General features: G+C 60.4%; 23 protein-coding genes and 1 other RNA gene. 14 read left to right on the plus strand and 10 right to left on the minus strand.

Annotated elements, in window-relative coordinates:
- The 4 genes from IB244_RS26710 to gnd form a co-directional block, all read right to left on the minus strand.
- Window positions 1-1,383: a virulence factor family protein gene (locus tag IB244_RS26710; protein WP_169682597.1), complete on the minus strand. Its 1,383-nt coding sequence runs from the start codon at window positions 1,381-1,383 to the stop codon at window positions 1-3.
- Window positions 1,380-3,983 (minus strand): bifunctional lysylphosphatidylglycerol flippase/synthetase MprF, encoded by a 2,604-nt coding sequence (gene mprF, locus IB244_RS26715; protein WP_018858856.1) that lies wholly within the window; start codon window positions 3,981-3,983, stop codon window positions 1,380-1,382. Before mprF ends, IB244_RS26710 begins: the two co-directional genes overlap by 4 nt.
- 251 nt (window positions 3,984-4,234) lie before the next feature.
- Window positions 4,235-6,343 carry a mechanosensitive ion channel family protein gene (locus IB244_RS26720; RefSeq protein ID WP_113472029.1) on the minus strand — a complete coding sequence of 703 codons (2,109 nt, stop codon included), beginning with the start codon at window positions 6,341-6,343 and terminating at the stop codon, window positions 4,235-4,237.
- A gap of 153 nt (window positions 6,344-6,496) precedes the next feature.
- Entirely contained in the window at window positions 6,497-7,516 is a 1,020-nt protein-coding gene (gnd, locus tag IB244_RS26725) for a phosphogluconate dehydrogenase (NAD(+)-dependent, decarboxylating) (RefSeq protein ID WP_018858858.1), read from the minus strand.
- A 534-nt stretch (window positions 7,517-8,050) separates the two neighbouring features.
- Between gnd and IB244_RS26730 the strand changes: the two genes are divergently transcribed.
- Window positions 8,051-8,287 (plus strand): hypothetical protein, encoded by a 237-nt coding sequence (locus tag IB244_RS26730; protein ID WP_192306230.1) that lies wholly within the window; start codon window positions 8,051-8,053, stop codon window positions 8,285-8,287.
- Between the two features lie 478 nt (window positions 8,288-8,765).
- Here the strand turns inward: IB244_RS26730 and ssrS are convergent.
- The 3 genes from ssrS to IB244_RS26745 form a co-directional block, all read right to left on the minus strand.
- Window positions 8,766-8,924, minus strand: a non-coding RNA gene (gene ssrS / locus IB244_RS26735) — 6S RNA.
- A 59-nt stretch (window positions 8,925-8,983) separates the two neighbouring features.
- Window positions 8,984-9,361, minus strand: a complete 378-nt coding sequence (locus tag IB244_RS26740; RefSeq protein WP_018858861.1) for a cell division protein ZapA — start codon at window positions 9,359-9,361, stop codon at window positions 8,984-8,986.
- Between the two features lie 13 nt (window positions 9,362-9,374).
- A complete protein-coding gene (locus IB244_RS26745) occupies window positions 9,375-9,647 on the minus strand; it encodes a DUF4164 domain-containing protein (RefSeq protein WP_025660886.1) in 273 nt (90 codons plus the stop codon).
- Window positions 9,648-9,982: 335 nt separating this feature from the next.
- Here IB244_RS26745 and tkt point away from each other — a divergent pair, with 335 nt between their 5' ends.
- The 8 genes from tkt to IB244_RS26780 all read left to right on the plus strand — a co-directional run bounded on the left by tkt (window position 9,983) and on the right by IB244_RS26780 (window position 19,468).
- A complete protein-coding gene (tkt, locus tag IB244_RS26750) occupies window positions 9,983-11,956 on the plus strand; it encodes a transketolase (protein WP_018858862.1) in 1,974 nt (657 codons plus the stop codon).
- 61 nt (window positions 11,957-12,017) lie between these two features.
- On the plus strand, window positions 12,018-13,028 hold the full coding sequence (gene gap / locus IB244_RS26755; RefSeq protein ID WP_018858863.1) for a type I glyceraldehyde-3-phosphate dehydrogenase: 1,011 nt from the start codon (window positions 12,018-12,020) through the stop codon (window positions 13,026-13,028).
- A 133-nt stretch (window positions 13,029-13,161) separates the two neighbouring features.
- The gene (locus IB244_RS32815; RefSeq protein WP_018858864.1) at window positions 13,162-13,290 is read left to right on the plus strand and encodes a hypothetical protein; all 129 of its coding nucleotides are present in this window, start codon (window positions 13,162-13,164) and stop codon (window positions 13,288-13,290) included.
- Between the two features lie 92 nt (window positions 13,291-13,382).
- Window positions 13,383-13,703, plus strand: coding sequence for a hypothetical protein (locus IB244_RS26760; protein ID WP_018858865.1), 321 nt, complete (start codon window positions 13,383-13,385; stop codon window positions 13,701-13,703).
- A gap of 335 nt (window positions 13,704-14,038) precedes the next feature.
- Window positions 14,039-15,889: a potassium/proton antiporter gene (locus IB244_RS26765; protein ID WP_018858866.1), complete on the plus strand. Its 1,851-nt coding sequence runs from the start codon at window positions 14,039-14,041 to the stop codon at window positions 15,887-15,889.
- A 70-nt stretch (window positions 15,890-15,959) separates the two neighbouring features.
- Window positions 15,960-17,162: a phosphoglycerate kinase gene (locus tag IB244_RS26770; protein WP_192306231.1), complete on the plus strand. Its 1,203-nt coding sequence runs from the start codon at window positions 15,960-15,962 to the stop codon at window positions 17,160-17,162.
- A 222-nt stretch (window positions 17,163-17,384) separates the two neighbouring features.
- Window positions 17,385-18,410, plus strand: coding sequence for a class I fructose-bisphosphate aldolase (locus IB244_RS26775; protein WP_113471236.1), 1,026 nt, complete (start codon window positions 17,385-17,387; stop codon window positions 18,408-18,410).
- A 140-nt stretch (window positions 18,411-18,550) separates the two neighbouring features.
- Window positions 18,551-19,468 carry a PhzF family phenazine biosynthesis protein gene (locus tag IB244_RS26780; RefSeq protein WP_018858869.1) on the plus strand — a complete coding sequence of 306 codons (918 nt, stop codon included), beginning with the start codon at window positions 18,551-18,553 and terminating at the stop codon, window positions 19,466-19,468.
- Here the strand turns inward: IB244_RS26780 and IB244_RS26785 are convergent.
- A complete protein-coding gene (locus IB244_RS26785; protein WP_018858870.1) occupies window positions 19,465-19,629 on the minus strand; it encodes a hypothetical protein in 165 nt (54 codons plus the stop codon). The two genes, IB244_RS26780 and IB244_RS26785, sit on opposite strands and share 4 nt — an antisense overlap.
- A 170-nt stretch (window positions 19,630-19,799) precedes the next feature.
- Here IB244_RS26785 and IB244_RS26790 point away from each other — a divergent pair, with 170 nt between their 5' ends.
- The 3 genes from IB244_RS26790 to IB244_RS26800 all read left to right on the plus strand — a co-directional run bounded on the left by IB244_RS26790 (window position 19,800) and on the right by IB244_RS26800 (window position 22,187).
- On the plus strand, window positions 19,800-21,080 hold the full coding sequence (locus IB244_RS26790; RefSeq protein ID WP_018858871.1) for an MFS transporter: 1,281 nt from the start codon (window positions 19,800-19,802) through the stop codon (window positions 21,078-21,080).
- A gap of 22 nt (window positions 21,081-21,102) precedes the next feature.
- Entirely contained in the window at window positions 21,103-21,294 is a 192-nt protein-coding gene (locus IB244_RS26795) for a DUF1192 domain-containing protein (protein ID WP_018858872.1), read from the plus strand.
- Between the two features lie 377 nt (window positions 21,295-21,671).
- On the plus strand, window positions 21,672-22,187 hold the full coding sequence (locus tag IB244_RS26800) for a DUF1465 family protein (protein ID WP_018858873.1): 516 nt from the start codon (window positions 21,672-21,674) through the stop codon (window positions 22,185-22,187).
- A gap of 346 nt (window positions 22,188-22,533) precedes the next feature.
- On the opposite strand, the gene IB244_RS26805 is transcribed toward IB244_RS26800, so the two are convergent.
- Together IB244_RS26805 and IB244_RS26810 are read right to left on the minus strand one after the other, a co-directional pair.
- Complete coding sequence (locus IB244_RS26805; RefSeq protein ID WP_018858874.1) at window positions 22,534-23,016, minus strand: RidA family protein; 483 nt, start codon at window positions 23,014-23,016, stop codon at window positions 22,534-22,536.
- Between the two features lie 19 nt (window positions 23,017-23,035).
- Window positions 23,036-23,470 (minus strand): cupin domain-containing protein, encoded by a 435-nt coding sequence (locus tag IB244_RS26810; RefSeq protein WP_025660882.1) that lies wholly within the window; start codon window positions 23,468-23,470, stop codon window positions 23,036-23,038.
- A gap of 118 nt (window positions 23,471-23,588) precedes the next feature.
- Here IB244_RS26810 and IB244_RS26815 point away from each other — a divergent pair, with 118 nt between their 5' ends.
- Window positions 23,589-25,163, plus strand: coding sequence for a winged helix-turn-helix domain-containing tetratricopeptide repeat protein (locus IB244_RS26815; RefSeq protein WP_018858876.1), 1,575 nt, complete (start codon window positions 23,589-23,591; stop codon window positions 25,161-25,163).
- 4 nt (window positions 25,164-25,167) lie between these two features.
- Entirely contained in the window at window positions 25,168-25,407 is a 240-nt protein-coding gene (locus IB244_RS26820) for a hypothetical protein (RefSeq protein ID WP_018858877.1), read from the plus strand.
- Window positions 25,408-25,567: the final 160 nt, after the last annotated feature.

Genomic DNA, 25,567 nt, shown 5'->3' on the forward strand with positions numbered 1-25,567 from the left:
CTAGTCCTGAAGCCGCGCCTTCAGCCCGTCGATGATCGTCTTGCTCAAGAGCTCATAGTTCTCATCGAAGTGGTGATCGCCGGCAAGGGCAATCACATCGGCACCGCTGTCCTTGAGATCAGGGCAGGCCACCTCGTCGTCATCTTCCTTTCCGTAGATGCACTGGACGATCTTGGGGTCGACCTTCTTCAGGTCATCAACCGGATCGCCGCCCGCACCTTCCGTCTTCTGGCCGAGCCAGCCCATGACGGAGATCTGGTAATCGACCTCATGCGACAGGGACAGGAGCGACATCTGCGCGACGGTTGCCTTGGCGGCCGGCTTCAGGCGCGTAAACGCGGCAGGCACGACATCGGCGCCGAAGGAATAGCCGATCAGCAGAACGTGCTTCACCTTCCACTGCTTGCGATAAAGCTCGATAATCTTGCCGAGATCATCCGCCGTCTGCTGCGGCTGGCGCTCCGACCAGAAGTAATGCAGCGAGTCGATGCCGACGACCGGCACACCCTGCTTCTGCAGCGCCGCACCAACCTCCTTGTCGATATCGCGCCACCCGCCATCACCGGAGTAGATGACCGCCATCGTGTCGAAAGCCGGCTTGGCATCGAGAATGGTGAGCGGGAGGCCGAGCGGATTGTCGGCACTGCCGGAGGCGTCGATCAGGTCCGAGAGCGTGTCGGCAAGCGTCGTCTGGGCATCGTCCCCGGAATCGCGGATATCGATGTCCGAGTGCTGCTTCTTGAGTTCTTCGACATGCGCACGGCCCTCCTTTTCTGCTGCCGCCGTAAACGAGGCGATGATCGGGTCCGGCAGCGATGTTTCGCTGAGCCCATAGATCATGCGGTCGCCGACCGTCTGCTTCTTCGCCGGCGTGCACAGTTCCTTGGTAAGCGGAATCCCGGCAACTGGATCGATCGCCAGCGTCTGGCCGATCGTCGCATCCGGGGTCTGCGCCGCGATCGCCAGCGCCAGCGCACCGCCCTCGCCGACGCCGGCAACGATCGGCAGATGGTATGCACTGTTGCCCGCCGCGCGCTGTACCTGCTGGCTCAGCGATTCAAGATCGGACACCATGTAGATGCAGCCGTCATTCTGGCTGACGTCGTAGTTTCTGAGCGCCTCCATATAGGCCACGAAATCGATGCCAATGACGACGGCTCCCTGCTCGACGAGACGGTTTGCCTCTGCCTTCTCATTATCGCCCCAGCCGGCGCCATCCGAGATCAGCACAACGGCGCCTTTCACGTCGCCTTCGGGCAGGAAAATATGCGGCGAAGGAATGAGCCCGGTCTCGAAGCTCTGTGTCGTCTCGGTCGCCGCCATTGCCGCCGGAACGGACAGCGACAGGGCGCAGACGGCTGCAAGAAGGTGTCTTTTCATCATTTCCTCACTACCCCTCTCAATCCGCCGCCGATCAGGAATGTTGCGTCCATCAGAGCGATCATCGGATTGCCTCCACCCGAAACCGCAAGATACCGCGGATGCCAGTGCGGATGGAACTTTGATTTGAAGGCCCTGAGGCCCTTGAAGTTATAAAACCGCTCGCCGTGTTCGAAGACGGTGCTGCCGACGCGGTCCCAGACCGGCGCCATCTCGCGCTTCGACATGCCCGAAAGCGGCGCCATGCCGAGATTGAAATGCGCAAACCCCTGGTCGCGCAGATATTCCATGATCTGGACAAAGAGGAAGTCCATCGACCCTTTCGGCGCATCCGGGGAGAACCGCATCAGGTCGATGGTCCCCTCGTCCTTCGCGGCGGTGATCAGGATGTTGGCGAAGGCCACGATCCTGCCTTCGCGCTTCAGGATGCCGACGGGTTGGGCAACGATATAGTCTGGATCGAACGCACCGAGCGAGAAACCCTTCTCCTTGGCATTGTGATCCTCGAGCCACGCATTCGAAACCGAGCCAAGCTCATCCATTGCGGCGGGAACGTCTTCCGGCGCGATAACCTCGAATTCAAGGCCGTCGCGTTGCGCGCGGCTCGCGGTTTGCCGCAGGTTTGCCCACTTGCCGCCCTTCATCTCGAAGGTTTTCAAATCGGCAACGGCAAGCTCGCCGAGCTTGAAGGCACGCAGCCCTGCATCGGCACAATGCGAAAGAAGCGCCGGAGAGATCTGGTAAAAGACTGCGCGGCAGCCGGCGGCGCGTGCGGACTCCACGAAACGCCAGACCAGCTCTGGAATGGCGCTGCGCTCCCCGATCGGATCGAAAAGAGCGATCCAGGAGCGCCCCTGCCTTCCATACATGATGAAAGCGTCGCCTTTCTCCGAGAACATGATGCTCTTGTCGCCCATGCGCACCAGATTGGCGTCGGCAAAGCGCTGCTTCTCGACGATACCGACCGCCCGCTGCAACGCGTCGGTGGAAGCAGGTTCCGGCTTGACCGTCGCCGGACGGAGCAGACTGAAGATCGCAATCGCCGAGGAAATGATCGTAAGGCCGAGCACGGCGCGCAGACCGCGCGGGGCCTCGCCGGCAAATTCGAACTGCCACCAGAGCTCGTTGCTGTATTCGACGTCACGATAGACGAAGAGCAGGATCACGATCGCACCGACGCAGATCACGGCGATCGCCGTCAGCCATGAGGCCGTCAGCGTCTGGTTGAGAAGGGACGCATGTCTGCGAAACAGCCGGCGGCTGACGAACAGGCCGAAGATCAGGAAACCGAGGAAACAGGCCTCGACCAGTGCAATCGCCTTCAGCAGCGACAAGGTCAACGCCGCCGCGGCCGACAGGATCGACACCCACCAGGCACCGTCGAGCTTCTGGCCGAGACCGCGTGCCGCAACGACCAGTGTCAGCCCGAGCAGGCTGGAGAGGAAATGCGCCCCCTCGACGAGCGGCAACGGCAGGTAGTTCGCAAGAAACTCGAGATTCTGGTCCGGCGTCGGCGTCACGCTCGAAAAGATCAACATGACGCCGAGGAGGAGCGATAGGGTCGAGAGCAACTGCGGCATCAGCCGGATGCCGATCCGTCGGATGCCTGACGCAACCGGGTGATCGGCAAACCGGCGAAGCTCGGTTGCCGAGACGGCCAGCACAGCGATCAGCAACGGCAGAACGTGATAGATCAGGCGGTAGAGAACCAACGAACCAAGCACTGCGTCGATGTTCACTGCGCTGCCAAGCGAAGCGATGATAACGGTCTCGAACACACCGAGGCCGGCCGGTACATGGCTCAACACTCCAAGCCCAACCGCAATGGCATAGACAGCCAGGAATACCGGCCAGCTGATCGCGGCCTGTGGCAGCAAGACATAAAGGACGGTCGCCGAGGCGGCGATGTCGAAGGCGGTCACCAGGAACTGCCGCGACCATGTGCGCGAGTCCGGCAATCGGACCGAGACGGGACCGAGGTGGACTGCGCGCCCCTCGCGTCCCAGGAACATGATGACGCCGAGGCCGGCAATGACCATACCGGCCATCAGCCGCAGGGTCAGGCTGCCGACATTGATCAGAGGCGCGATTTCATCGGCGATGATCAGGAGCGAGATAGCGGCAACGCCCGCAAGCCCGAGGCCGAACGACAGCGTCACGAATGCGATGACCCGGCCAATCTCCTCAGGCGTCAGGCCGAGGCGCGAATAGGCGCGATAGCGGATTGCACCGCCGCTCAGCGCCCCGAAGCCCGCCGTATTGCCGACCGCATAGGCGCTGAAGGCGGTCAGCGCCACCTGCGGAAATGGCAGCTTGCGGCCAACATATTCAATGGCATTGACGTCATAGAAAACGAGGGCAAGAAAGCTCATGCCGGTGAACAGGAGAGCCAGAAAAATCGAGCTGACCTTGGTGTCGGCCAGCGCCTGAACGACGTCGTCATATCGCACTTCGTTCGTCAGTTGCACGATTGCGAAGCCGACGAGACAGAACAGCGCGAGCGTCGCCAGTGCTGTCAGGTGCGCACGGTAGCGCCTGAAGAATCCACGTACCGAAGATTCGTCGGCGTCTTCGATTTCTTCTAACTTGCCGTGTCCCGACATCTCGTACCGCCGCAATATTCCAGTTTGGTGGGAATCATGTCCGAAACACGTAACATGCGCGGCACGCAAGCTCTATGAGTGCGCAGCCTGCCCGACCCTGAACCGCCGATCTCGCCTGCTTCATCTCCAATTGGGGCAAATTTGGCGCAGGGCGCGCCGGCGCACATTGCAATTTCGTAACGTTGACAGGGTTGGAGCGGCAAAAAAGCACTGAACGAGGCTAGCCCGTTCCGATAAGCGAGTCCCGGATGCTACGCCGCGGGCTCATCTGAATTCGAGCGTTGCGAAAGATGGCGGGCGGCGGCTGCATGCGCCTCGGACTCGTGCCCTTCGCTCGAAACCTGCACCGTCGGCACAGCAAACTCGATGCCGTTTTCCTTGAAGGCGTTGCGGATCATGGCCAGGGCATTGCGTCGGATGACGAATTGCTCGCCGGGCTTGGTCATCATTGCCAGCCGGATGACAATCGCGAACTCGCCGAACTGTTCCACGCCCTTCATCTTCAGCGTCTCGATGATGTGTGGACTGTAGTCGGGATTATCCAGCAGTTGCTGTCCGATCTGCTTGATCACCTTCTTCGCCTTCACGAGGTCGGTGTCGTAGGTGACGTTCAGGGTAATCTTGTCGATCGTCCAGTCTCGGTTGAGGTTCCTGACCGCGCCGAGTTCGCCGAACGGCACCGTCGTCAGCGGCCCGCGGTGATGCCTCAGCCGCACCGAGCGCAGGCTGAAGGCTTCAACAACGCCCTTGTGGCTACCGCTCTCGATATACTCGCCGACACGGAAGGCATCGTCCCAAAGATAGAACATGCCGCTGATGACATCCTTCACGATGGTCTGTGCGCCGAAGCCCACGGCGACGCCGACCACGCCGGCACCGGCGATCAGCGGGCCAATTTCGACCCCGAGGCCCGACAGCACCATCAGTACAGCAATGACAGCAATGACCACGGCGAGGATATTGCGGAAGATCGGCAACAATGTCTGCAGGCGGGCGCGGCTGGCTTTTTCCTCATCCGTTATCGCGCCTTCGATCCTGGAGTCATCGAGCTTGCCGTTGATGTATGCGCGCGCCAGGTGCCACAACAGATCGGCAGCGAGCAGGATGACGATGCCGCCGATCGCGCCACGGGCAAGCCGATCGAGCATGGTCTCGCCGGCGGCCATGCGATCGGCCGCAAGCCCGATCATGCGGCCAAGCCAGAAAGCCGCGGCCGTGATGATAAGGGCTCGAACGCCACGGTCGAGAAGCACAGTCGCAATCCGGCGCCCGGCGAGAAAGCCCGCCTCGGCCTGGTGCAGGGAACGAACGGCCAGCGTTGCAACCGAGAGAGCACGCGGCAGGAGCACGGCATAGATCCCGAGCCAGAGCAGCAGGTTGAAACCTGAAACCCAGAGAAGCCAAAGGAAAGCGAAATAGAGCGTCAGCCCCCAGGAAACGGTGAAGCTGCGATGCTCTCCCTCCTCCACCGGACGGTGCCAGATCGCCTCCACTGCGATGGCGAAGAGCCCGATGCCGAGAATGTAGCCGACAAAGTAGCGCGCGCCTTCGGAAAAGCCGAGCGGCACCATCAGTTGGATCACCGCCCAGCCGAATGCGAAGTAGATCGCGAAGGTCGCGCAACGCCGGAACCAGAAAAGCCCCCTGGCGCGCGAAATCTGGCGCTCGCCATCCGCACGCGGCAAGGTAACGAGGGCGACCAGGAGCCGCCCGAGCGCGACGGTAAAGCGGGCGACGATGAGTGCGACTGCAATCGCGATGGCCATGGACCGCGTGATCGGAGGCCAGTTGAAAGCGAGCAAAGGCACCAGTGTCGCCATCGCAAAAACGATTGCGGGAACGACGCGATAAAGCAGATTTGCCGCAGCGTGGTGGGCAACGGTGACGACCTCGTCGTCGGTCCGTCGGATTCGCGGTTTCGGCACGATAAGACGGAACAGCAGCTCGACAATCGCTCCGGTGAGAAAAAGGGCAATGACCTCCGTCGTAATCAGCAGCCAGCCCGTCGGCGCGACCTCGCGTTCGACGACTTCAGACGCGGTCTCGACTTCGCCGGGAAACTCCATCGCCGCCCCGGAGACCATTTCGACATGGCGGCGCGCATGACCGACGAGTTCGGAGAGCGCCGACATTTCGCCGGCCTCCGTCAGGGTGGCTGTCGGCGCCGCCTTCATTTGCGTCGCCATCCACTCCTTCACCTGTGGCGTTTGCATCAGCTCGAGTATCTGCCGAACTTCCGCCGGCGGTTGAGCCGCACTAGTCGTGGGCGTGGAAGGCGGCGACGGCGGGTTGGCGGTCTGAGCCGCGGCGCTCGTGGCTACGGCGAGGGCGAATGCCATCGATATCAGTAGTTGCATCATGCCACGCGCGCCCCATTGCCAGACCCGTGATCCCTTGCCCTAAATGCAATCTCTCGACAATGTATCCCGTTGTATAGACAATATATCCCGCTGTATAAAAGGAAAGCCCGCACAGGCGGCGCTGCGCGGGCTTGGAAAACGAAAAGTTTCAGCCTAGCCCTTTGGCTTCTCGACGTGACCGCCGAAGCCCGCACGCATGGCCGACAGCACCTTGTTGGCGAACTCGTCGTTGTCGCGCGAGGAGAAGCGACCATGAAGCGCCGCACTCAGCACCGGCGTCGGGACGCTTTCATCGATCGCCGCCATGATCGTCCAGCGGCCCTCGCCGGAATCGGAAACACGGCCGGCATACTTGGTGAGGACCGGATCGACATGCAGCGCGTCGGCCGTCAGGTCGAGCAGCCAGGAGGTGATGACGCTCCCGCGACGCCACACTTCGGCAATATCAGGCAAGTTGAAATCGTAACGATAGTGTTCGGGATGCGCCAAAGGCGCAGTTTCGGCATCGACCGCATGCGTGGCCGCACCGACATTGGCATGTTTCAGAATATTCAGGCCTTCGGCATAGGCGGCCATCAGGCCATACTCGATGCCGTTGTGCACCATCTTGACGAAATGACCGGCGCCATGCGGACCGCAATGAAGATACCCTTGCTCGGCCGTGCTTTCCGGATGAGCAGTGCGCCCCTCTGAAGGAGCAATGACTCCCTGTCCCGGCGCCAGAGACGCGAAGATGGGCGACAGCGACTGGACGATTCCTTTCTCGCCCCCGATCATCAGGCAATAACCGCGTTCCAGGCCGAAAACGCCGCCGCTGGTACCGACGTCAACGTAGTGAATGCCCTTGGTGATGAGCTCGGCACCTCGCCGGATATCGTCGTGATAGTAGGAATTGCCGCCGTCGATGATGATGTCGTCGTCGTGCAGCAACGGCAGAAGCTGGGCGATGACCTTGTCCGTGATCGCCGCCGGCAGCATCAGCCAAACCGCGCGCGGGCGCGACAGCTTCGAAACAAACTCCTCGAGAGAGGCGCTGCCGACAGCGCCCTTGCCGACGAGATCAGCAACGCTTTCAGGCCTCGCGTCGTAGACGACGCATTCATGGCCATCGCGCATCAATCGCTGGACCATGTAGTTGCCCATGCGGCCCAAACCCACCATGCCAAGCTGCATCTCAAGTCTCCTGGAAATTAAATCGATAAGATGCGGAAACTAGCACTCGCAATACAGCAAGCAAGAGAAGTCTCTGTCACATTCGGAGCAACCGACAGGCATTGTCGTCGGCGGACCGCGGTCCGCCTATTCCATCGAGAATCTTCAATAGCGGATCACCGGAAAGCATTTCAGGATAGACAGCGTCTACCACAACCGCATACCATCATAACGGGCAATATTGTAATGTTCGTTCACTAGTTGTGATTCTGCGCTAACTGTGGCAATCTTTACTTTCAAAGTGCTCCTGGGGAATTGTGGGGTCTGAGCGATGAAGTCTGCTGCCTTGCTGATCGGATTATGCCTCTATCCGGACAGCCTCATGGCGCAGTCATGTCCGCCGCTGGTCGTCTACCAGATGCAAATGCAGGGCGTCCCACCGCAGGGTCCGCGCGCGTGCGTCACGCAGTTTGGAATATGCCCGGGCTTCGGTCCGCCCTCCGCCTACTGCACCTGCAACGTCTATGGGCCCGGTCCAGGGAATACTTCAGTGAGGTGAGGGACATCGATCTGATCAAACTAAAGGAACTTATAGATCAACCGGAATACGCGACGATCACTGCCGAGAAATACGGCCCGTTTTTCTTCGCACTCGTCTTCATGTGTGTTATTCTGACCGGTCTCGTCTTCTTGTATCGATACCTGTTCTCCTCGACGAGCAACAGCGAGATCAAGAAGGGGCTCTACACCGATTTCGGATCTATTTTCATGTCGCAGTGGCGTGCGGAGTAATCTGCACCGTTCTCAGCACTGCTTGGTGGATCTATGCGAGTTATCGCTACAACGAACAGAGCCGCGAAGCCTTTGAGGGCCTGCGAAGCAACATTACCGCGCAGGAAACAGCTATAAACAATATGAAGAAAGAAGATGCGCTCCAAAGCTAAACCGCGATTGGCAGCATCGAGGATAATCCAGACCCCGATCTGCAATTCGACAACGTTTTGTTCGACCGCAAATCTACTTCACCAAATCGCCTTACGGAAGGAATAGCTGGATTTTTCTGATCATATCGAAAACGCCGCTAGTGGATCAGCAGATCAATAACTTCATGATCAAGCGACAGACGGCGGCCATGACCCCACCTGATTACTTATACGCCAGACTTCGCCTGGGACCTGGGGCCGGGATCGGGATGTACAAGATTGAGAAAGCAGACGGAAAGATATCCATCGTGCCCCAACAGCAGTAAGCGTGTACGGATTTTTGGGAAGTGCGATCCACGACAACCGATGGATGTTTACGATCCTGGGCGCCTACAAACGTAGGTGGGCACCGTGTGTCCAGGCCCACGAGCCTGGTCAGGGACAGCTCCCTTTGGATCGAGTATGGCCCCAGGGATTGTGGTTCCTGTCGAGAGGCGCAGACCGCACTCCGCTATATAAGGCCGATTTGGGCGCTGCGCCAGAGGGCCGGCGACGCCGCCCCTATTTAATTGAGTTCGGCGGGCGCACGGCCGTTCAGCTTGTCGGTGATGCTGCGGATACGGCTCGTCACCTCACCCAAGGCCGCCGCAAGGCCCTCCTCGGTGCGGGCGTTTGCCGCGAGAACGCTATCACTGCTGTTCCGCAACGAATCGAGTTCGGATTCAAGCCCGGCGACGCGGCGGGTGAGCTCCGAAATTTCGTCCATGACCATGATGCCAGCCATGACGGTGATGCGGAGGTCACCGATTTCGCCGAACTGCCCCTTGAGGTGCCCGACATAATTGTCGAAGCGCGTCGCGAGGTCCGTCAGGTGGTCTTCCTGACCCTCCTCGCAGGCCATGCGATAGGCCTTGCCGTCGATCGTTACCGTTACCTGCGCCATGTATCGCGCCTTTCTATCGGTCCAGAACCGCGCGGATCGTCTCCATGGCCGTCACCAGCCGCCGCGAGACCTCGCGATTGACTTCCTCGAGCCGGTTCGCACGGAATTCGGCCTGGTCCAGTTCCTGGGCAAGCTTCGAGCGATCGGCATGAATACGACGTACCTCGCCTTCGATTTCGCCCTGCTCCCGCTGGTGCTCGATGCGCATCTCGACTGCGTTTTCAAGCCCGGAGATGGCTTGCCTGAGCTCGTTGAGTGCTGCTTCCATTTTGCCTGTAGGCGTCATGTCTCTACCGGTTCCCCGCACAAGACCCGCGAATCGGCGCCCGAGACCGATCCAGTATTTCCAAAAGGATACGCACCTCGCCAACGGCACGTCAATAAAGCTGGCCCTGCGGCTGCAGACCTATTCTGTGGATGACGAAAATCAACTGCCGCCTCAGCGCCTATTCAACTTTTGTAAAAATCGATGATCAAATGTCTAAAATCGATTGGAGAGGCCTCCGGAGGGCCTTCCATTTGTTGACTTGGCCGTTCCAACTGCTATGTGTCACCCGCTCTCATTGATGGTCTCCACAGGCTCGAGGCCATCCCCCGACACCCGGAACCCGTGGAATAGCCATGACCTCTCCTGAACAAAACGACCGGATGGCAAATGCGATCCGTTTCCTCGCCATGGATGCAGTCGAAAAGGCAAATTCGGGGCATCCCGGCATGCCGATGGGCATGGCTGACGTAGCGACGATTCTCTTTACGAAGTATCTGCGGTTCGACCCGAAGAAGCCGCATTGGCCGAACCGCGACCGCTTCGTGCTGTCGGCCGGCCACGGCTCGATGCTGCTTTACTCACTGCTCTATTTGACCGGCTACCCCGACATGACGATCGAGGACCTGAAGCAGTTCCGCCAGCTCGGTTCGAAGACCGCCGGCCATCCCGAATACGGTCATGCGACCGGCATCGAAACGACGACCGGCCCGCTCGGCCAGGGCATTGCCAATGCCGTCGGCATGGCGATCGCCGAACGCAAGCTGCGCGACGAGTTCGGCTCTGAGCTTCAGGACCACTACACCTATGCCATCTGCGGCGACGGCTGCCTGATGGAAGGCATCAGCCACGAGGCGATCGCACTTGCCGGTCATCTGAAGCTGAACAAGCTCGTTCTCTTCTGGGATAACAACTCGATCACCATCGACGGCGCCGTCTCCCTGTCGGATTCCACCGATCAGGTTGCTCGCTTCAAGGCTGTTCATTGGAACACGATCGAAATCGACGGCCACGACCAGGCTGCCATTGCCGCCGCCATCGAAGCCGCTCACAAGTCCGACCGTCCGACCTTCATCGCCTGCAAGACGATCATCGGCTTCGGCGCTCCGAACAAACAGGGCACTCATAAGGTTCACGGCAACCCGCTCGGCGCCGATGAAATCGCGGCGACCCGCAAGGCGCTGAACTGGGAATACGAACCCTTCGTCGTTCCTTCCGACGTTCTCGACGCATGGCGCGCAGCCGGCAGCCGCTCGGTCGAAACAGTCAAGACCTGGGAAGACGGCCTCGCCAAGTCCGCGCACAAGGCTGAGTTCACCCGCCGCTTCGCCGGCGACCTGCCGGAAGGCTTCGACGCCGCGATCAGCGCCTACAAGAAGAAGCTGATCGAAACAAAGCCGACGATTGCCACCCGCAAGGCATCGGAAGACGCGCTTGAGGTCATCAACGGCTTCCTGCCGGAAACGCTGGGCGGCTCCGCCGACCTGACGCCGTCGAACAATACCAAGACCAGCCAGATGCATTCGATCACGCCGACCGATTTCGCCGGGCGCTACATGCACTGGGGAATCCGCGAGCACGGCATGGCTTCGGCCATGAATGGTGTCGCGCTGCACGGCGGCCTTATCCCCTACGGCGGCGGCTTCCTGATCTTCTCGGACTATTGCCGACCGCCGATCCGCCTGGCCGCCCTCATGGGCATCCGCGTTGTCCACGTCCTAACGCACGACTCGATCGGCGTCGGTGAAGACGGCCCGACGCACCAGCCGGTCGAGCAGATCGCCGGCCTGCGCGCCGTTCCGAATCTACGGGTCTTCCGCCCGGCAGACCCGACTGAAACTGCCGAATGCTGGCAGATCGCCGTCAAGTCGAAGACACACCCGTCCGCGCTCGCGCTGACCCGCCAGAACCTGACGCCAGTGCGTACCGAGTACAGCGAAAAGAACCTTTGCGAACTCGGCGCCTACACGCTCGCCGGCAAAGCCGACGCCAAGGTGACGATCTTCGCTTCCGGCTCTGAAGTCGAGCTCGCCGTTGCCGCCCGTGCAACGCTCGAAGCCAAGGGCGTCAGCGTCCGTGTCGTTTCCGTTCCCTGCACCGAACTGTTCTTTGAGCAGCCGGAAGCATACCGCAAGGAAGTCATCGGCAACTCGCCAGTCAAGATCGCCGTGGAAGCCGCCGTCCGCGAAGGCTGGGATGCCTTCATCGGTCCGGAAGGCACGTTCGTCGGCATGAAGGGCTTCGGCGCGTCCGGTCCGGCAAAGAAGGTATTCGAGCATTTCGGCATCACCGCGGACGCCGTGGTCGCTGCCGCAGAAGCAAACCTCTAAGAGAGCGCTTCGGCGCTCTCCAACTCAATCCGCAAGCCCCATCTCTAGGGAGTGAATGCACATGACTGTAAAGGTTGCCATCAACGGCTTCGGCCGCATCGGCCGTAACGTTCTCCGCGCTATCGTCGAATCCGGCCGCACCGACATTGAAGTCGTTGCCATCAACGACCTCGGCCCGGTCGAGACCAACGCCCATCTGCTGCGCTACGACTCCATCCACGGCAAGTTCCCGGCCGAGGTGAAGGTCGAGGGCGACACGATCACTGTTGGCGGCGGCAAGCCGATCAAGGTGACCGCGATCAAGGACCCGGCAACGCTGCCGCACAAGGAACTCGGCGTCGACATCGCGATGGAATGCACCGGCATCTTCACCGCCCGCGACAAGGCTGCCGCGCACCTGACGGCCGGCGCAAAGCGCGTCATCGTTTCGGCTCCTGCCGACGGCGCCGACCTGACCGTCGTTTTCGGCGTCAACCATGACCAGCTCACCAAGGAGCATCTAGTCATCTCCAACGCATCCTGCACGACGAACTGCCTCGTGCCTGTTGTGAAGGTTCTCGATGACGCGGTCGGCATCGACCACGGCTTCATGACCACCATCCACTCCTACACCGGCGACCAGCCGACCCTCGACACCATGCACAAGGACCTGTACCGTGCCCGCGCCGCAGCCCTGTCCATGATCCCGACGTCGACGGGCGCCGCCAAGGCCGTTGGCCTCGTCCTTCCGCATCTGAAGGGCAAGCTTGACGGTACGTCGATCCGCGTTCCGACCCCGAACGTCTCGGTCGTCGACTTCAAATTCGTTGCCAAGAAGGCCACGACCGTCGGCGAAATCAACGAAGCGATCAAGGCTGCCGCAAACGGCAAGCTGAAGGGCATCCTCGGCTACACTGACGAGCCGCTCGTTTCCCGTGACTTCAACCACGACAGCCACTCCTCGATCTTCGCAACGGATCAGACGAAGGTCATGGAAGGCAACTTCGTGCGCGTCCTGTCCTGGTACGACAACGAGTGGGGCTTCTCCAGCCGCATGTCTGATACGGCTGTCGCTTTCGCAAAGCTCATCTAAGAGCGTCCCGACATGAATCGTCGAAAGCGGCTCGGGCGACCGGGCCGCTTTTCTTTTGAAGCCAAACTGACTAGCGTCATAGAGACAAGATAATGCCGGATGTTGGCTGGCGGACTCATCCATGAGAATTCTCATGACAATCATCGTTCTGCTCATGATTGCGAGCGTGCTGAGTCTCAGCCTTGTTGGCGGGCGCAACTCGAAGCAGATCGCCGAAGGGCAGCCGTTAATGGCGTCCACACGCGTCATGGGACCTCGATAGTCCGTTTGCCCGAACGATTAGACTGGCGCGCCGCAGCCGATCACCGTACTGTCCATCGAAGCTGGACGGCACAGAAGCGAAAGAGAATTTTGATGGACTACTTTACGATCGAGATCGGCGGACAGGCGATCGCAAGCTTTCGCTCCGAGAATGCCGATGATGCCGAGAATTTCTTCGAGGCCGAGGATTTCCGCGAGGATCTGACGGTTCTGCAATCGCAGGGCAAGCCGGTCTGGGACGGCGTCACGGAACTCAAGCTGCGCAAGGCGACCGCCGAAGAGGCAAGCGAAGTCGAGCACGCCTATGAGTTCGACGATGATCCGGAGCGAACGATTGACGATGAATTTGTCGTCTTTCTGATCCCGATTTCCGACATCGTCGATGACGAGGACGATGAGGACGAAGACGCCTGAGCAGCGCGATCGGGCATGAAGCCGACGGTGCGCTTCTCCATGACCGCTCATTGATTGAGAGGAAACGCGCGAGAGCGCAACTTCTGCCCTCCTATCGCCCGATTTGCTCATACACTCGATTCATGCTCCTTCGTGAGCACTCACCCGGTTTTGCCGTCAGGCACGCCAAAACAGCAGCATGAAGCCGCAAAACAGCACGGGGTCGACCGCAAGGCCTACCCATCCTGTTTGTTTTGCCGTTTACTCATAGCGGGCTTGAGTGACCACGAAAGGGCGATTGGATGGACTGCGGGACCGGGGGCGGTCTGCATTGAATTGCGGGTAAGGGGACAGGCATGGAAGCGTTTTATATCGTCGTACTGGTATCGACGACGCTCGTGCTTCTCGCCGCATTCTCCAGCCTGCTCGCCTTCCGCTTCGGCGCCCCGCTCCTCCTGCTCTTCCTCGCGATCGGCCTGCTTGCTGGATCTGATGGCCTCGGGATCCAGTTCAGCAACAATTATCTGGCCTACTTCCTCGGCTCCATCGCGCTTGCCGTCATCCTGTTCGACTCCGGTTTCGGAACGCCGGTCCAAGCCTTCAAGCTTGCGGCGATACCCTCTCTGACGCTCGCCTCGGTCGGCGTTCTGATAACAGCGGCACTCATTGGTGTTGCCGCCATGTGGCTGCTGAACTTCACGTGGCTGGAAGGCCTGCTGCTCGGCTCGATCGTCTCCTCCACCGACGCTGCCGCCGTCTTCTTCCTGCTGCGCATCGGCGGCATCAATATTCGTGACAAGGTGCGCTCAACACTGGAGGTTGAATCGGGAACCAACGACCCGATGGCGATCTTCCTGACCATCGCCCTCGTAGAGATCCTTGCCAGCGGCGAGCGCTATCACGGCATCAACATCGGTATGCTCGCCATGTTCGTGCAGGAGATGGGCCTCGGCGTCATCCTCGGTCTGCTCGGCGGCATGATGATCTCGCTGATCGTCAGCCAGCTGGAAACCGATCGCGGCCTGACCCCGATATTCGTGCTGGCCCTGGCGCTGCTGGTCTTTTCGGCGACGGGCGCGGTCGGCGGCAGCGGCTTCCTTGCCGTCTATGTCGCCGGCATCTACGCGGGCAATCGCAAGCTGCAAGGCCATGCCTCTATCAAGCGCTTCCAGAGCGGCATGACCTGGCTTGCCCAGATCATTATGTTCCTGGTCTTGGGACTGCTTGCGATGCCGTCGCAGTTTCCGGCGATTGCCGTTCCCGCTGTGCTGCTCGCCCTGTTCCTGATCTTCATCGCGCGCCCGCTCGCCATCTGGCTCTCGTTGCTCCCCTTCGACTATACGCAGCGGGAGATCGGCTTTGTCGCGTGGGTCGGCTTGCGCGGCGCCGTTTCGATCCTGCTCGCCATCATGCCCATTCTCGGCGGCTTGGAGAACAGCCAGATCTATTTCAACACCGCCTTCATAATCGTGCTCGTCTCGCTTCTCGTACAGGGCTGGACGATCAAGCCGGTCGCCAAGAAGCTGGGGCTCATCATCCCGCCGCGCATGGGTGCCGTCGACAAGGTCGAAGTCGATCTGCCGGGTGCGGCAAACCACGAGCTCCTCTCCTACCGTGTTATCAAGGACAGCCCGGTGCTTCGCGGCGAACGCATCCCGCGCTGGGCGACGCCGTCGCTCGTCATCCGCGACGGCAAGTCGATGCGTTATCAATATGCGGGCCGGCTACGCGAGAACGACCTCGTCTATCTGTTCGTCGTGCCGTCCTACTCGCGGCTGCTCGACAAGCTCTTTGCCAGCCGCGCGCCGGTGGAAGAGGATGACGCCGATTTCTTCGGCGCATTCGCGCTGTCGCCCGCCCGGCCAGCGGCCGATCTCGACGCCGCCTATGGCCCCGGCCTGCTGAACGAATCCGAGAAAGGGCTGACGATCGCCGAACTGATGAAGCATCGTCTGGGCGGCAAGGCGGATTATGCGGACCGGGTCCGTCTCGGCTCGATCATTCTCATCGTCCGCGATCTCGATGATCAGGACCACATCACCTCGGTCGGCATGTCGCTGGAGGCTGTAGAGCCCGCCACCACCCTGCCGATCTTCCTCAATTTGCACGACATCATCGATCGCATCCGCGACCGCATCAAAGGTCGCAGAAGCCGGGAAGCAGCGGCTGCGGCGGCATCAGCCAAGGGCGATCAAAACCCGCAATGAGCGCCTTGCGTCTGCGATCATCCTTGCTATGGTCGCCGCATCTTTTGGGCAATAACGAACGGATTTTTCCATGCCTTCCTTCAAGACCCTCGACGACCTCAACGATGTTGCCGGCAAGCGCGTCCTCGTTCGCGTTGACCTCAATGTTCCGGTCAAAGACGGCAAAGTAACCGACACCACACGCATCGAGCGTGTTGCCCCGACGATCCTGGAGCTCTCCAACAAAGGTGCCAAGGTCATCCTGCTGGCGCACTTCGGCCGCCCTAAGGATGGCCCGTCGCAGGACCTTTCGCTGTCGCTGGTCGCTCCGTCCGTCGAGGAGGTGCTGGACCACTCCGTGGCAACCGCCGGCGACTGCATCGGCGCAGCAGCAGCGGAGGCAGTTGGTGCGATGAAGAACGGTGACATCCTGCTCATGGAAAACACCCGCTTCCACAAGGGCGAAGAGAAGAACGACCCCGATTTCGTCAAGGCGCTTGCGGCGAACGGCGACATCTACGTCAACGACGCCTTCTCTGCTGCCCACCGCGCACATGCCTCGACGGAAGGCCTCGCCCATCATCTTCCCGCCCATGCGGGCCGCACCATGCAGGCCGAGCTTGAGGCCCTTGAGAGTGGTCTCGGCAACCCGGCCCGTCCTGTCGTCGCCATCGTCGGCGGCGCCAAGGTTTCGACCAAGATCGACCTCTTGATGAACCTTGTGAAGAAAGTCGATGCGCTGGTGATCGGCGGCGGCATGGCAAACACCTTCATTGCCGCCCGCGGCACGAATGTCGGCAAGTCTCTCTGCGAGCACGATCTTGCAGACACCGCCAAGCAGATCATGATCGAAGCGGCCACGGCCGGCTGCGCCATCATTCTGCCGGAAGACGGCGTCGTTGCCCGCGAATTCAAGGCAAACGCCGCCAACGAAACGGTCGCAATCGACGCGATCCCCAATGACGCTATGGTGCTGGACGTCGGCCCGAAGTCGGTCGAGGCGATCAAGGCATGGATCGAGCGCGCCAATACGCTGGTCTGGAATGGCCCGCTCGGCGCGTTCGAGATCGAGCCTTTCGACAAGGCAACCGTCACGGCAGCGAAATTTGCGGCCGAGCGCACGAAGGCCGGCAAGCTCACCTCGGTGGCCGGCGGTGGCGATACGGTCTCGGCGTTGAACCACGCCGGCGTGGCCGACGATTTCAGCTATGTGTCGACGGCCGGCGGCGCCTTCCTTGAGTGGATGGAAGGCAAAGTGCTCCCCGGTGTCGCTGTGCTCAACAAGCACAAATAATTCAAGCGAACGAATTTAACAAATTTTACATGTAGATAGACCGCGGCGCGAAAGCTCCGCGGTCTTTTGCTCATTTGGAGTACAAAAGCCCAAACTTTCAAACGATTAAAAAAAATTCAAACGTTTCAGACAATTTTGCTGCCGTTTTCCCACCCATAAACTTCTGTTATCCGCGACCTATATCTACTGGTTGACGATTTTTTTGCTGTGGAGAGAAACGATATGAGCGAACGTTTGGAAGACATTGCCGTGCGTATGGTGGCTGGTGGCCGCGGGCTGCTTGCAGCAGATGAATCGACAGCCACAATCGGGAAGCGGTTCGACACGATCGGACTTGAATCGACGGAAACGAGCCGTCGCGACTACCGCGAAATGCTGTTCCGCACCGAAGACGCGATGCGTCAGTATATCTCCGGCGTGATCCTCTACGAAGAGACCCTCCACCAGAAGGCAGCAGACGGCACGCCCCTTGTCGACGTCATCCGTGCGGCCGACAGCATCCCGGGCATCAAGGTCGATATCGGCGCAAAGCCGATGGCAGCCTATCCCGGCGAAACCATCACCGAAGGCCTCGACGGCCTCGCAGACCGTCTTGCGAAGTATTATGAAGCCGGCGCCCGCTTCGCCAAGTGGCGCGGCGTTATCGCAATCTCCTCCACGCTGCCCACCTGGGGCTCCATGAAAGCCAACGCCCACGCCCTCGCCCGCTATGCCGCGCTGTGCCAGCAGGCCAACATCGTGCCGATCGTCGAACCGGAATGCCTGATGGACGGCAAGCCAGGCGACCACAACATCGATCGCTGCGCCGAGGTCACCGAATGGACGCTGCGCACCGTCTTCGAGGAATTGGCAGACGCCCGCGTCAGCCTCGAAGGCATGATCCTCAAGCCGAACATGGTCATCGACGGCAAGAACGCCCGCAAGGCTTCCGTCGCCGAGGTCGCCGAGCGCACGGTCGAGGTGCTGAAGCGCACCGTTCCGTCGGCCGTTCCCGGCATTGCCTTCCTCTCGGGTGGCCAGTCCACCGAAGAAGCGTCGGCGCATCTTTCCGCGATCAACTCCGGTTATGACCTGCCGTGGACTGTGACCTTCTCCTACGGCCGCGCACTGCAGGATACGGCACTGAAGGCTTGGGGCGGCAAGCAGGAAAACATTGCCGCCGGCCAGCGTGCCTTTGCCCACCGCGCCGAAATGAACAGCCTCGCCGCCAAGGGCAGCTGGAAGAAGGATCTGGAGAAGGCGGCCTAAGCCATCTTCTGATCGACAAGAAAAGCAAAACCGGTCGTCGCAGACGGCCGGTTTCTGCATTGTAAGGGCGACAACTTTCCGGCTTCTGCAGCCGGCGGATCGCCGGTAGAGATCGTGGTATCAGCCCTCTCGGAGCCGCCATGAGAACCGTTGCCTTCACGACAGTCGATGTCTTCACCTCTACTCGCTTCGAAGGCAACCCGCTCGCCGTGATGACGGACGCGCGTGGCCTGACGGACGCAGACATGCAGAATATTGCCGCCGAGTTCGGCTATTCGGAAGTCACCTTCGTGCTGCCGCCAGAAGATCCGGTAAATACCGCCCGTGTCCGCATCTTCACACCCACCATGGAGGTTCCCTTTGCGGGGCATCCGAACGTCGGGACGGCTTATGTGCTCGGCCAACAGCGCGAGGTCTTCGGACGGCCGGTCGGCGACAGCCTGCGCTTCGAAGAGAAGGCGGGTCTCGTCGAGGTCAACCTGAAGCGTGACGACGGTGAGGTGCTGTCGGCATCGATTCGTGCGCCGAAGCCGCTCACCATCGGCAACACGATATCCGAGGAAACCGTTGCGCGCTGTATAGTGATCGAGCCGCAGGAAATCCGGGTGGCGAAGCACCGACCGGTTGTCGCCTCCGTTGGACTGAGTTTCGCCGTCGCGGAACTGGCAGACCTTGCCGCCCTCGGTCGCGCCCGCCCGAACCTCACCTATTTCCAGGATGCCGCCGGCCCGACTGCCGAAGGCAATCACGATTTCTCGCTGTTCGTCTATGTGCGCTCCCAGGAAGAGCCGTGGACGATCCGCGCCCGGATGTTCGCGCCGCTCGACAACGTTCCGGAGGATCCGGCGACCGGCAGCGCCTCGGCAGCCCTCGGCGCCTACCTCGTTTCGCTGGAGCCGGATGCGGACATGAACGTTTCGCTCACCATCGAGCAAGGCGTCGAGATGGGACGCCGCAGCATCATCGGCATCGAAGCCGTCAAGAAGGACGGCATCGTTTCCGATGTGACGATCTCGGGCAGCTGCGCGCCGGTCATGCGCGGCGAAATCACGTACTAAACGAACAGATCGCGGCCAAGCAGCGCCACCGCCCAGACCCCAAACGCGATCAGGGCGATCTTCCAGAAATCCATACGCCGCCGCAGCCCCGGAACGCCCAGCGGCTTGATCAGCTGAATCGCCATCGCCAAGATGAGCAGCAGAGCGATCAGCTTCGTCATGTCTTTATTTTTCCATCTCTTCTGAATGTCACAGGACGGACATTTTTTCACGTCACGACTGCATTTATTCATGCCGTAAAGGCATTTGGGGGCACAATCAATCATCTCGAGGCTGGGCGACACTCCGTGTTGCCATCTGTCTTTGCAATCAACGCATAGAGTCTGGCTATATGAAAAGAAATCTGCTGTCCGTCGCCTCGCTTCTCTTCGGGACGCTGTTTCTCTTCATGGGCAATGGGTTGCAGGGCATCCTGCTTCCGGTTCGCGGCAACCTGGAAGGCTACGCGACAACCACGCTCGGCCTGCTCGGCACGTCCTGGGCTGCCGGCTTCGTCATCGGTTGCCTCGTCGCGCCGAAATTGGTGCGCCGCGTTGGCCATGTCCGTGCCTTCTCCGGCTTCATTGCGATTATCGCGATCATCGCCCTGGTCAGCGGCATTATCATCCACCCCGTCTGGTGGGTGCTGCTGCGCGCCGTCACCGGTTTTGCGACCGCCGGCACCTCGATGATCATCGAGAGCTGGCTGAACGAGCGCGCCACAAACGAGAGCCGCGGCGCAATCTTCTCGCTGTATATCGCCATCACGCTCTTCGGCGTCGTGGCGGGTCAGATGATGATCCCGCTCGAGGATGTTCGCACGCCTGTCCTGTTCATGGTCTGCGGCATCTTCTACTGCATCGCGATGCTGCCGACGACGCTCTCGACCGCAGCCTCGCCGCAGCCGCTGAAGGCCGTGAAGCTGGATCTTCCGGCCCTTTACCGCAACTCCCCGGTCTCCTGCCTTGGCATTCTCCTCGTCGGCATCGCCAACGGCGCATACGGAACGCTGGGCGCTGTCTTCGGCGCAGGCTCCGGCCTGTCCGACACCAGCATCGCCATCATGATGAGCTCCACCATCTTCGCGGGCGCCGTGATGCAGCTGCCGGCAGGGCGGCTTTCCGACCGCATCGACCGGCGCTATGTGCTGGCAGCCATGTCGGCCATCGCGGCCTTCGCCGGCCTGTTGATCGCCATCCTGCAACCATCGTCACCGGCCTTCATCATCGGCCTCGTCGTCCTTTACGGCGCCGTTGCCAACACCCTCTATCCGATCGCGGTTGCGCACGCCAACGACTTTGCCTCGGCAGAGGATTTCGTAAAGGTTTCGGGCGGCTTGTTGCTCCTCTACGGCATCGGCACCATCATCGGCCCGACCATCGGCGGCCCCGTGATGTCGATGATCAATCCGCACGCCCTCTTCCTAGTGACGGCAATCGCCCATGTGTTGATCACCGCCTATGCCATCATCCGCAGCCGCATGCGCGCCGCCGTTCCCGCCGGCGATCGCGACGCCTTTACCACCATTCCGACGGCTACATCGCAGACGCTGACGCCCGAAAGCATGTCGCTTGCCGACCGCGGAACCGGCAAGACTCCCGAAACCGGCGATCCTGCCCTAAAATATAGCTGAGGCATAAAAGGGAGGATAGCATATGAGCTTCATCGACGATGACCGGCCGCAGAAGAAGGTTGCCCACGAGATCGGGGCCGACCTCTCCACCCTATCGGTCGACGAGTTGAGAGCGCGCGTGGAGCTGCTCAAGGCGGAAATCGTAAGACTCGAGGCGGAAGCTGCCAGCAAGACATCGACAAGATCAGCGGCGGAGAGCCTCTTCCGCTCGTAATTCGTCGGCTGACTATTGCAGAAAGCTAACGACCGAAGAGTGTTAATCCGAGACAGGTTTAAGCGGCCATTAAGCTTTATAAGGTATTACTGTACTCATCCAGTTCTTCTCTGGATCTCAGACAGTTTTCCATGCGGTGAATTGGTCTGATTTTTCTCCCTGTTTTACCTTGAGAGCCGCTTTTGCGGCTCTTCTTTTTTTATTGCGCTGGGGACCATTTCCATGAAACTGTGGAAGTTAACCCTTTCTTAAGAAACGCCTTGCGCAATTCGGCTAAAGCTACCATCTTAAACGCATAAAGACTGGCCGAGGAAACTTTTTCCCTTCGACTGGCGTTACCTGACCATAAGTAGATGCGTGCAACAGGGACTGTTTAAATGTCAGAGCTTGGATTGAACACGATCAGTTTTGCAGGTCGCGCTGCCGCATCCTCGCAGTTCAAGACACTATATTCGGAAGGCATGTCGCTGGTTGAAGAAACCGCCGCCTATCTCGATGGCCAGGGCCGCGCTGCCTCCAAGGTTCTGCCGCGCATGGCATCCGTCCTCTATGCCGCTGAATCGATGCGCCTGACCACCCGCCTGATGCAGATGGCCTCCTGGCTACTGCTGCAGCGCGCCGTCAACAATGGCGAGATGTCGCGCGATCAGGTTCTGGCCGAGAAGAACAAGGTTCGCCTCGACGGCTTCAACGTCGACCGCAATGCGCCGGGCTGGGGCGATCTGCCGGAATCCTTCCGCGACCTGATCGAACGCTCGTTGCGCCTGCAGAACCGTGTCGCCCTGCTCGATCGCGAAATCTACCGTCCGGCGGAAGCCCCGATCGTTCCCGACAACCAGAACAGCGTACAGGCTCAGCTGAGCCTGCTGCAGACGGCCTTCGGCAACAACTGAACCGCCGCAACCTGAATTCACGAAACCGGCGGCGTCCCGCGCAGCCGGTTTTTCTTTGTGCGCACAACAACCACGCGACTCAACGTAGTGGCGAGGCAGCAAATGCGTTGACGCAAGGAGGGACACCTCCTGCCTCCTTCCGGCCCTTGCGGACCCGCGGGTTCCTGCATGGGAGGCTTTCGTATGCCTGACGGCACCCGAAACACTAAACCATATCGGTCGTGGAGAACAGCTTTGCCCCGTCCGAAAAGCAGACGTTGGCGGCGACGACAGCTGGAGGTCGCGGTTGCGCCATGAACGTCATTCGCGCCGCACCCCGCAAAGGTCGTGAACCGACCCTAAGGGGTCACCCGTCAATTTCCACTTCCGCTTCGCAGTTTACAGGCGCATTCAAAGGGATGGCCATGCCGATGGACGAGCGGGCGTGGGCGCCAACGTCAGGGCCGTACAGCTCCAGTATCAAATCGGAATAACCGTTTGTGACCAGCGGGGTCTCATTGAAACCCGGAGCAACATTCACCATCGCGAAGACGCGCAGCCACGCCGTAACCCGATCGAGGTTTCCGACTGCCCGCTTGAGGCTCGCGAGATGAGCCAGGGCAACGAGCCGCGCTGACGCGTAACCCTGCTCAGGCGAAACCTCGGTCCCGACCTTGCCGAGGGGTTTCGCCAATGTCCCATCCCGGCTGCACGCGACGTGACCCGATATGTCGGCGCGGTTGCCGCGCACCCGGACCCAGGCGAAAGGCATACGCAGCCCCTCGCGAACTTTCAGAGGCTCGGGCAGTTCCAGACCCATAGCGGCCAGACGTTGTTCGATGATCGCCATAGCGCACCTCTGAGCCTGATTAGGGTACGATGTCGTCAAGTTCCGGCATCAGCACGACACTCTCGTTCGCTGCGGGGTCGTTGCGGGCAGCGAGGAACTCGGCGTTTTCCGTGCTGCGGTTCACGGCAAGATGCGGAACGCCGGCCGGAATGAACAGGTAGTCGCCGGGGAGGACCTTTTCGCATCGTTCAAGCTCGGCCCCCGACCAAATCTCGATCTCTTTGCCCGCGGTCATAAGCAAGGCCGTCTCGTGTCCCTGATGGCGATGGGCGCTGGTTCGTCGTCCTGCGGGTAGCGAGATCATCCCGAGCCACAGCATGCTGGATCCGACGCTCTCCGCCGAGACTCCCGAGCGATAGACAGATCCCTGCTCGGCGACATAGCTGTCACTGCCGCGTACGATTTTCGCGGTTGATGCATGAGCATTCTTCGCTTGCATTGTTTCGTTCTCCATCGTTCCCACCACTTCAACTGCTGCATGGAGCTGAATCTGCGCGCGGAGCCGGCGCAAGTCCTGAACGAAGGCCGAAAAATTCCGAAAACTGCGAAATCGGGCGTATCATTCCCAAGTCATGAACACCCAGCACCTTGTATTCGGCCCCTTCGAGTTCATTACCGAGAACGGATGCCTTCTCCGTGATAACAGGCCTGTCGCCATCGGCGCCCGCGGCGCTTCGCTGCTTGCCGTTCTGCTCGCGGCAGATGGGCGCATCGTCGCCAAGTCGGCGCTGATGGATGCTGTTTGGCCGGGCCTCGCCGTCGAGGAGAGTAATCTTTCCGTTCAGATTGCTGCCCTTCGCAAGCTGCTCGGCCCGGCATCAGACGGCGGCGACTGGATCGTTACGGTCCCACGGGTGGGATACAGATTTTCCGGTCCGGTGGAGAGCCGGACCGACGGACCCGGTAGCGAAGGGCATGCGGAGGCGAGATCCAGCCCCGCGATCGCAGTACTGCCTTTCGAGGATCTTGGCGGAGATGCCGAGAGACAATATCTGGCCGACGGTATCGCCGACGACCTGATCGTGGCGCTCGCCCGGTTCCGATGGTTCCGCGTCGCGTCGCGTGGGGCGAGTTTCGCAATGAGGAATGGCCCGAGGGATCCGAAGTCTATCGCGCACGAACTTGGCGTTGATTTTCTGGTGGATGGAGCCATCCGGCATACCTGCGATCGGATGCGGATATCGGTTTACCTTGCCGACGCAATGAAGGATGTCACTGTCTGGTCCGAACATTACGATCTTCAGGTGGCCGAGGTATTTGCAGTGCAGGACGCCATCGCCGAGCGGATTGCAGCGGCGGTCGAGCCGGAACTGCTGTTGCGGCATGGACTTCAGGTTGCTCCGCACACCGGCAACGTGACCGCATGGGACCTTGTACGGCAAGGTACATTCAATTTTCACAAGGTAACGCAGCCAACCCATCTTCTCGCAAGGAGATTCTTCCGGGAGGCCGCGGAGCTCGATCCCATGCTTCCAGAGGCGCAGATCTGGCGGGCACGGGTCAACGCAGGCCTCATCGCCTATGGCTGGACAGAAAATCCCGCCGCGGACGGGAAGGAAGGTCTCGATGCGGCCTTGCGGGCGATATATCTCGACGCCCGAAATCCGTATGCGCACTATGCGCTGGCGATTGTGTCGGCCTACACAGGCAGGGCTGACCAGGCGATCCTCGCAGCCGAGCGGTCCATCGAACTCGGTCCTAGCTTCGCCTTGGGGTATCTCGTCCTCGGCATGGCCCGCCTTTTCGTGGGCGATGCGGCCGGCGCGCGAAAGCCACTGGCTCGGGGCCTCGAACTCAACCCCCATGATCCGCAGAATGCGGCCTGGTTCAGTTTCTTGATGCTTGCGCTGTTCTTTTCGGGCGACGTCGAGGGCGCACTTGACACGGGACGAATGGCGCTAAAGGCGCGGCCTGACTGGCCGGCGCTGCTCCGCATTCAGGCGTGCTGCCACACGGCGTTGGGACATAGTCAGGAGGCTCGCCGTTTCTCCGCCGCTGTAGGCGATCTCCCGGAGCCTGCCGGCGATGCGCTTGGTCCGTTCAGAGATAGCAACAAGGAATGGGCGACCCGTCTCGAGGGCCTGCTGCAAGAGGCAGAACATCAAACGACCGGTTCCGGTCGTAACGCCATCTTTCCTGAAGACTAGGCAAATGACCGCTTTCCACCCTCTCGCGACGTTCCTGCCGAGCGGCGGCAATAACGAAGCAGGTCAGCTCGAGACCTCAATCCGGATCGTTGAATGTCTGCTATCGCTTTTCCCATGCCAGAAACGCGCAGCGGGTTCGTTCTCCGGCCACAAGTCGGTCGCCCGTCACGAGCGTGTCGAAGTCCACTCACGGCGCAAAGCTGCCGTGGTGGATGCTGGAAATCGGCTTGGTGCTATTTCCTGAGCAATTCCACAAAAAAGCCCCGCCGAAGCGGGGCTCAGACTGCTGACGAACCCGTCGATATTTTCGGCGGGTTTGTTTTTTGGACGTTGGTTGTTTTAGTTGGGTTCTGAGGCGGGGCGAAGTTGGCGGCCTCTGGCCCTCATGCCATGGCTGGTCTGGG

This window comes from Rhizobium sp. RHZ02, assembly GCF_014851575.1.
GTDB classification, from domain to species: Bacteria; Pseudomonadota; Alphaproteobacteria; order Rhizobiales; family Rhizobiaceae; genus Rhizobium; species Rhizobium altiplani.

Excerpts from the sequence above, each read along its gene's own strand:
- tkt (WP_018858862.1), top strand. The coding sequence starts at position 9,983 with ATGACCTCTCCTGAACAAAACGACCGGATGGCAAATGCGATCCGTTTC.
- IB244_RS26795 (WP_018858872.1), top strand. The coding sequence starts at position 21,103 with ATGAGCTTCATCGACGATGACCGGCCGCAGAAGAAGGTTGCCCACGAG.
- IB244_RS26800 (WP_018858873.1), top strand. The coding sequence starts at position 21,672 with ATGTCAGAGCTTGGATTGAACACGATCAGTTTTGCAGGTCGCGCTGCC.
- IB244_RS26775 (WP_113471236.1), top strand. The coding sequence starts at position 17,385 with ATGAGCGAACGTTTGGAAGACATTGCCGTGCGTATGGTGGCTGGTGGC.
- IB244_RS26815 (WP_018858876.1), top strand. The coding sequence starts at position 23,589 with ATGAACACCCAGCACCTTGTATTCGGCCCCTTCGAGTTCATTACCGAG.
- IB244_RS26820 (WP_018858877.1), top strand. The coding sequence starts at position 25,168 with ATGACCGCTTTCCACCCTCTCGCGACGTTCCTGCCGAGCGGCGGCAAT.
- IB244_RS26745 (WP_025660886.1), bottom strand. The coding sequence starts at position 9,647 with ATGACGCCTACAGGCAAAATGGAAGCAGCACTCAACGAGCTCAGGCAA.
- IB244_RS26720 (WP_113472029.1), bottom strand. The coding sequence starts at position 6,343 with ATGATGCAACTACTGATATCGATGGCATTCGCCCTCGCCGTAGCCACG.
- IB244_RS26790 (WP_018858871.1), top strand. The coding sequence starts at position 19,800 with ATGAAAAGAAATCTGCTGTCCGTCGCCTCGCTTCTCTTCGGGACGCTG.
- gnd (WP_018858858.1), bottom strand. The coding sequence starts at position 7,516 with ATGCAGCTTGGCATGGTGGGTTTGGGCCGCATGGGCAACTACATGGTC.
- IB244_RS26760 (WP_018858865.1), top strand. The coding sequence starts at position 13,383 with ATGGACTACTTTACGATCGAGATCGGCGGACAGGCGATCGCAAGCTTT.
- IB244_RS26805 (WP_018858874.1), bottom strand. The coding sequence starts at position 23,016 with ATGGCGATCATCGAACAACGTCTGGCCGCTATGGGTCTGGAACTGCCC.
- IB244_RS26810 (WP_025660882.1), bottom strand. The coding sequence starts at position 23,470 with ATGGAGAACGAAACAATGCAAGCGAAGAATGCTCATGCATCAACCGCG.
- IB244_RS26770 (WP_192306231.1), top strand. The coding sequence starts at position 15,960 with ATGCCTTCCTTCAAGACCCTCGACGACCTCAACGATGTTGCCGGCAAG.
- IB244_RS26780 (WP_018858869.1), top strand. The coding sequence starts at position 18,551 with ATGAGAACCGTTGCCTTCACGACAGTCGATGTCTTCACCTCTACTCGC.
- IB244_RS32815 (WP_018858864.1), top strand. The coding sequence starts at position 13,162 with ATGACAATCATCGTTCTGCTCATGATTGCGAGCGTGCTGAGTCTCAGC.
- mprF (WP_018858856.1), bottom strand. The coding sequence starts at position 3,983 with ATGTCGGGACACGGCAAGTTAGAAGAAATCGAAGACGCCGACGAATCT.
- IB244_RS26765 (WP_018858866.1), top strand. The coding sequence starts at position 14,039 with ATGGAAGCGTTTTATATCGTCGTACTGGTATCGACGACGCTCGTGCTT.
- IB244_RS26785 (WP_018858870.1), bottom strand. The coding sequence starts at position 19,629 with ATGACGAAGCTGATCGCTCTGCTGCTCATCTTGGCGATGGCGATTCAG.
- IB244_RS26740 (WP_018858861.1), bottom strand. The coding sequence starts at position 9,361 with ATGGCGCAGGTAACGGTAACGATCGACGGCAAGGCCTATCGCATGGCC.
- gap (WP_018858863.1), top strand. The coding sequence starts at position 12,018 with ATGACTGTAAAGGTTGCCATCAACGGCTTCGGCCGCATCGGCCGTAAC.
- IB244_RS26710 (WP_169682597.1), bottom strand. The coding sequence starts at position 1,383 with ATGATGAAAAGACACCTTCTTGCAGCCGTCTGCGCCCTGTCGCTGTCC.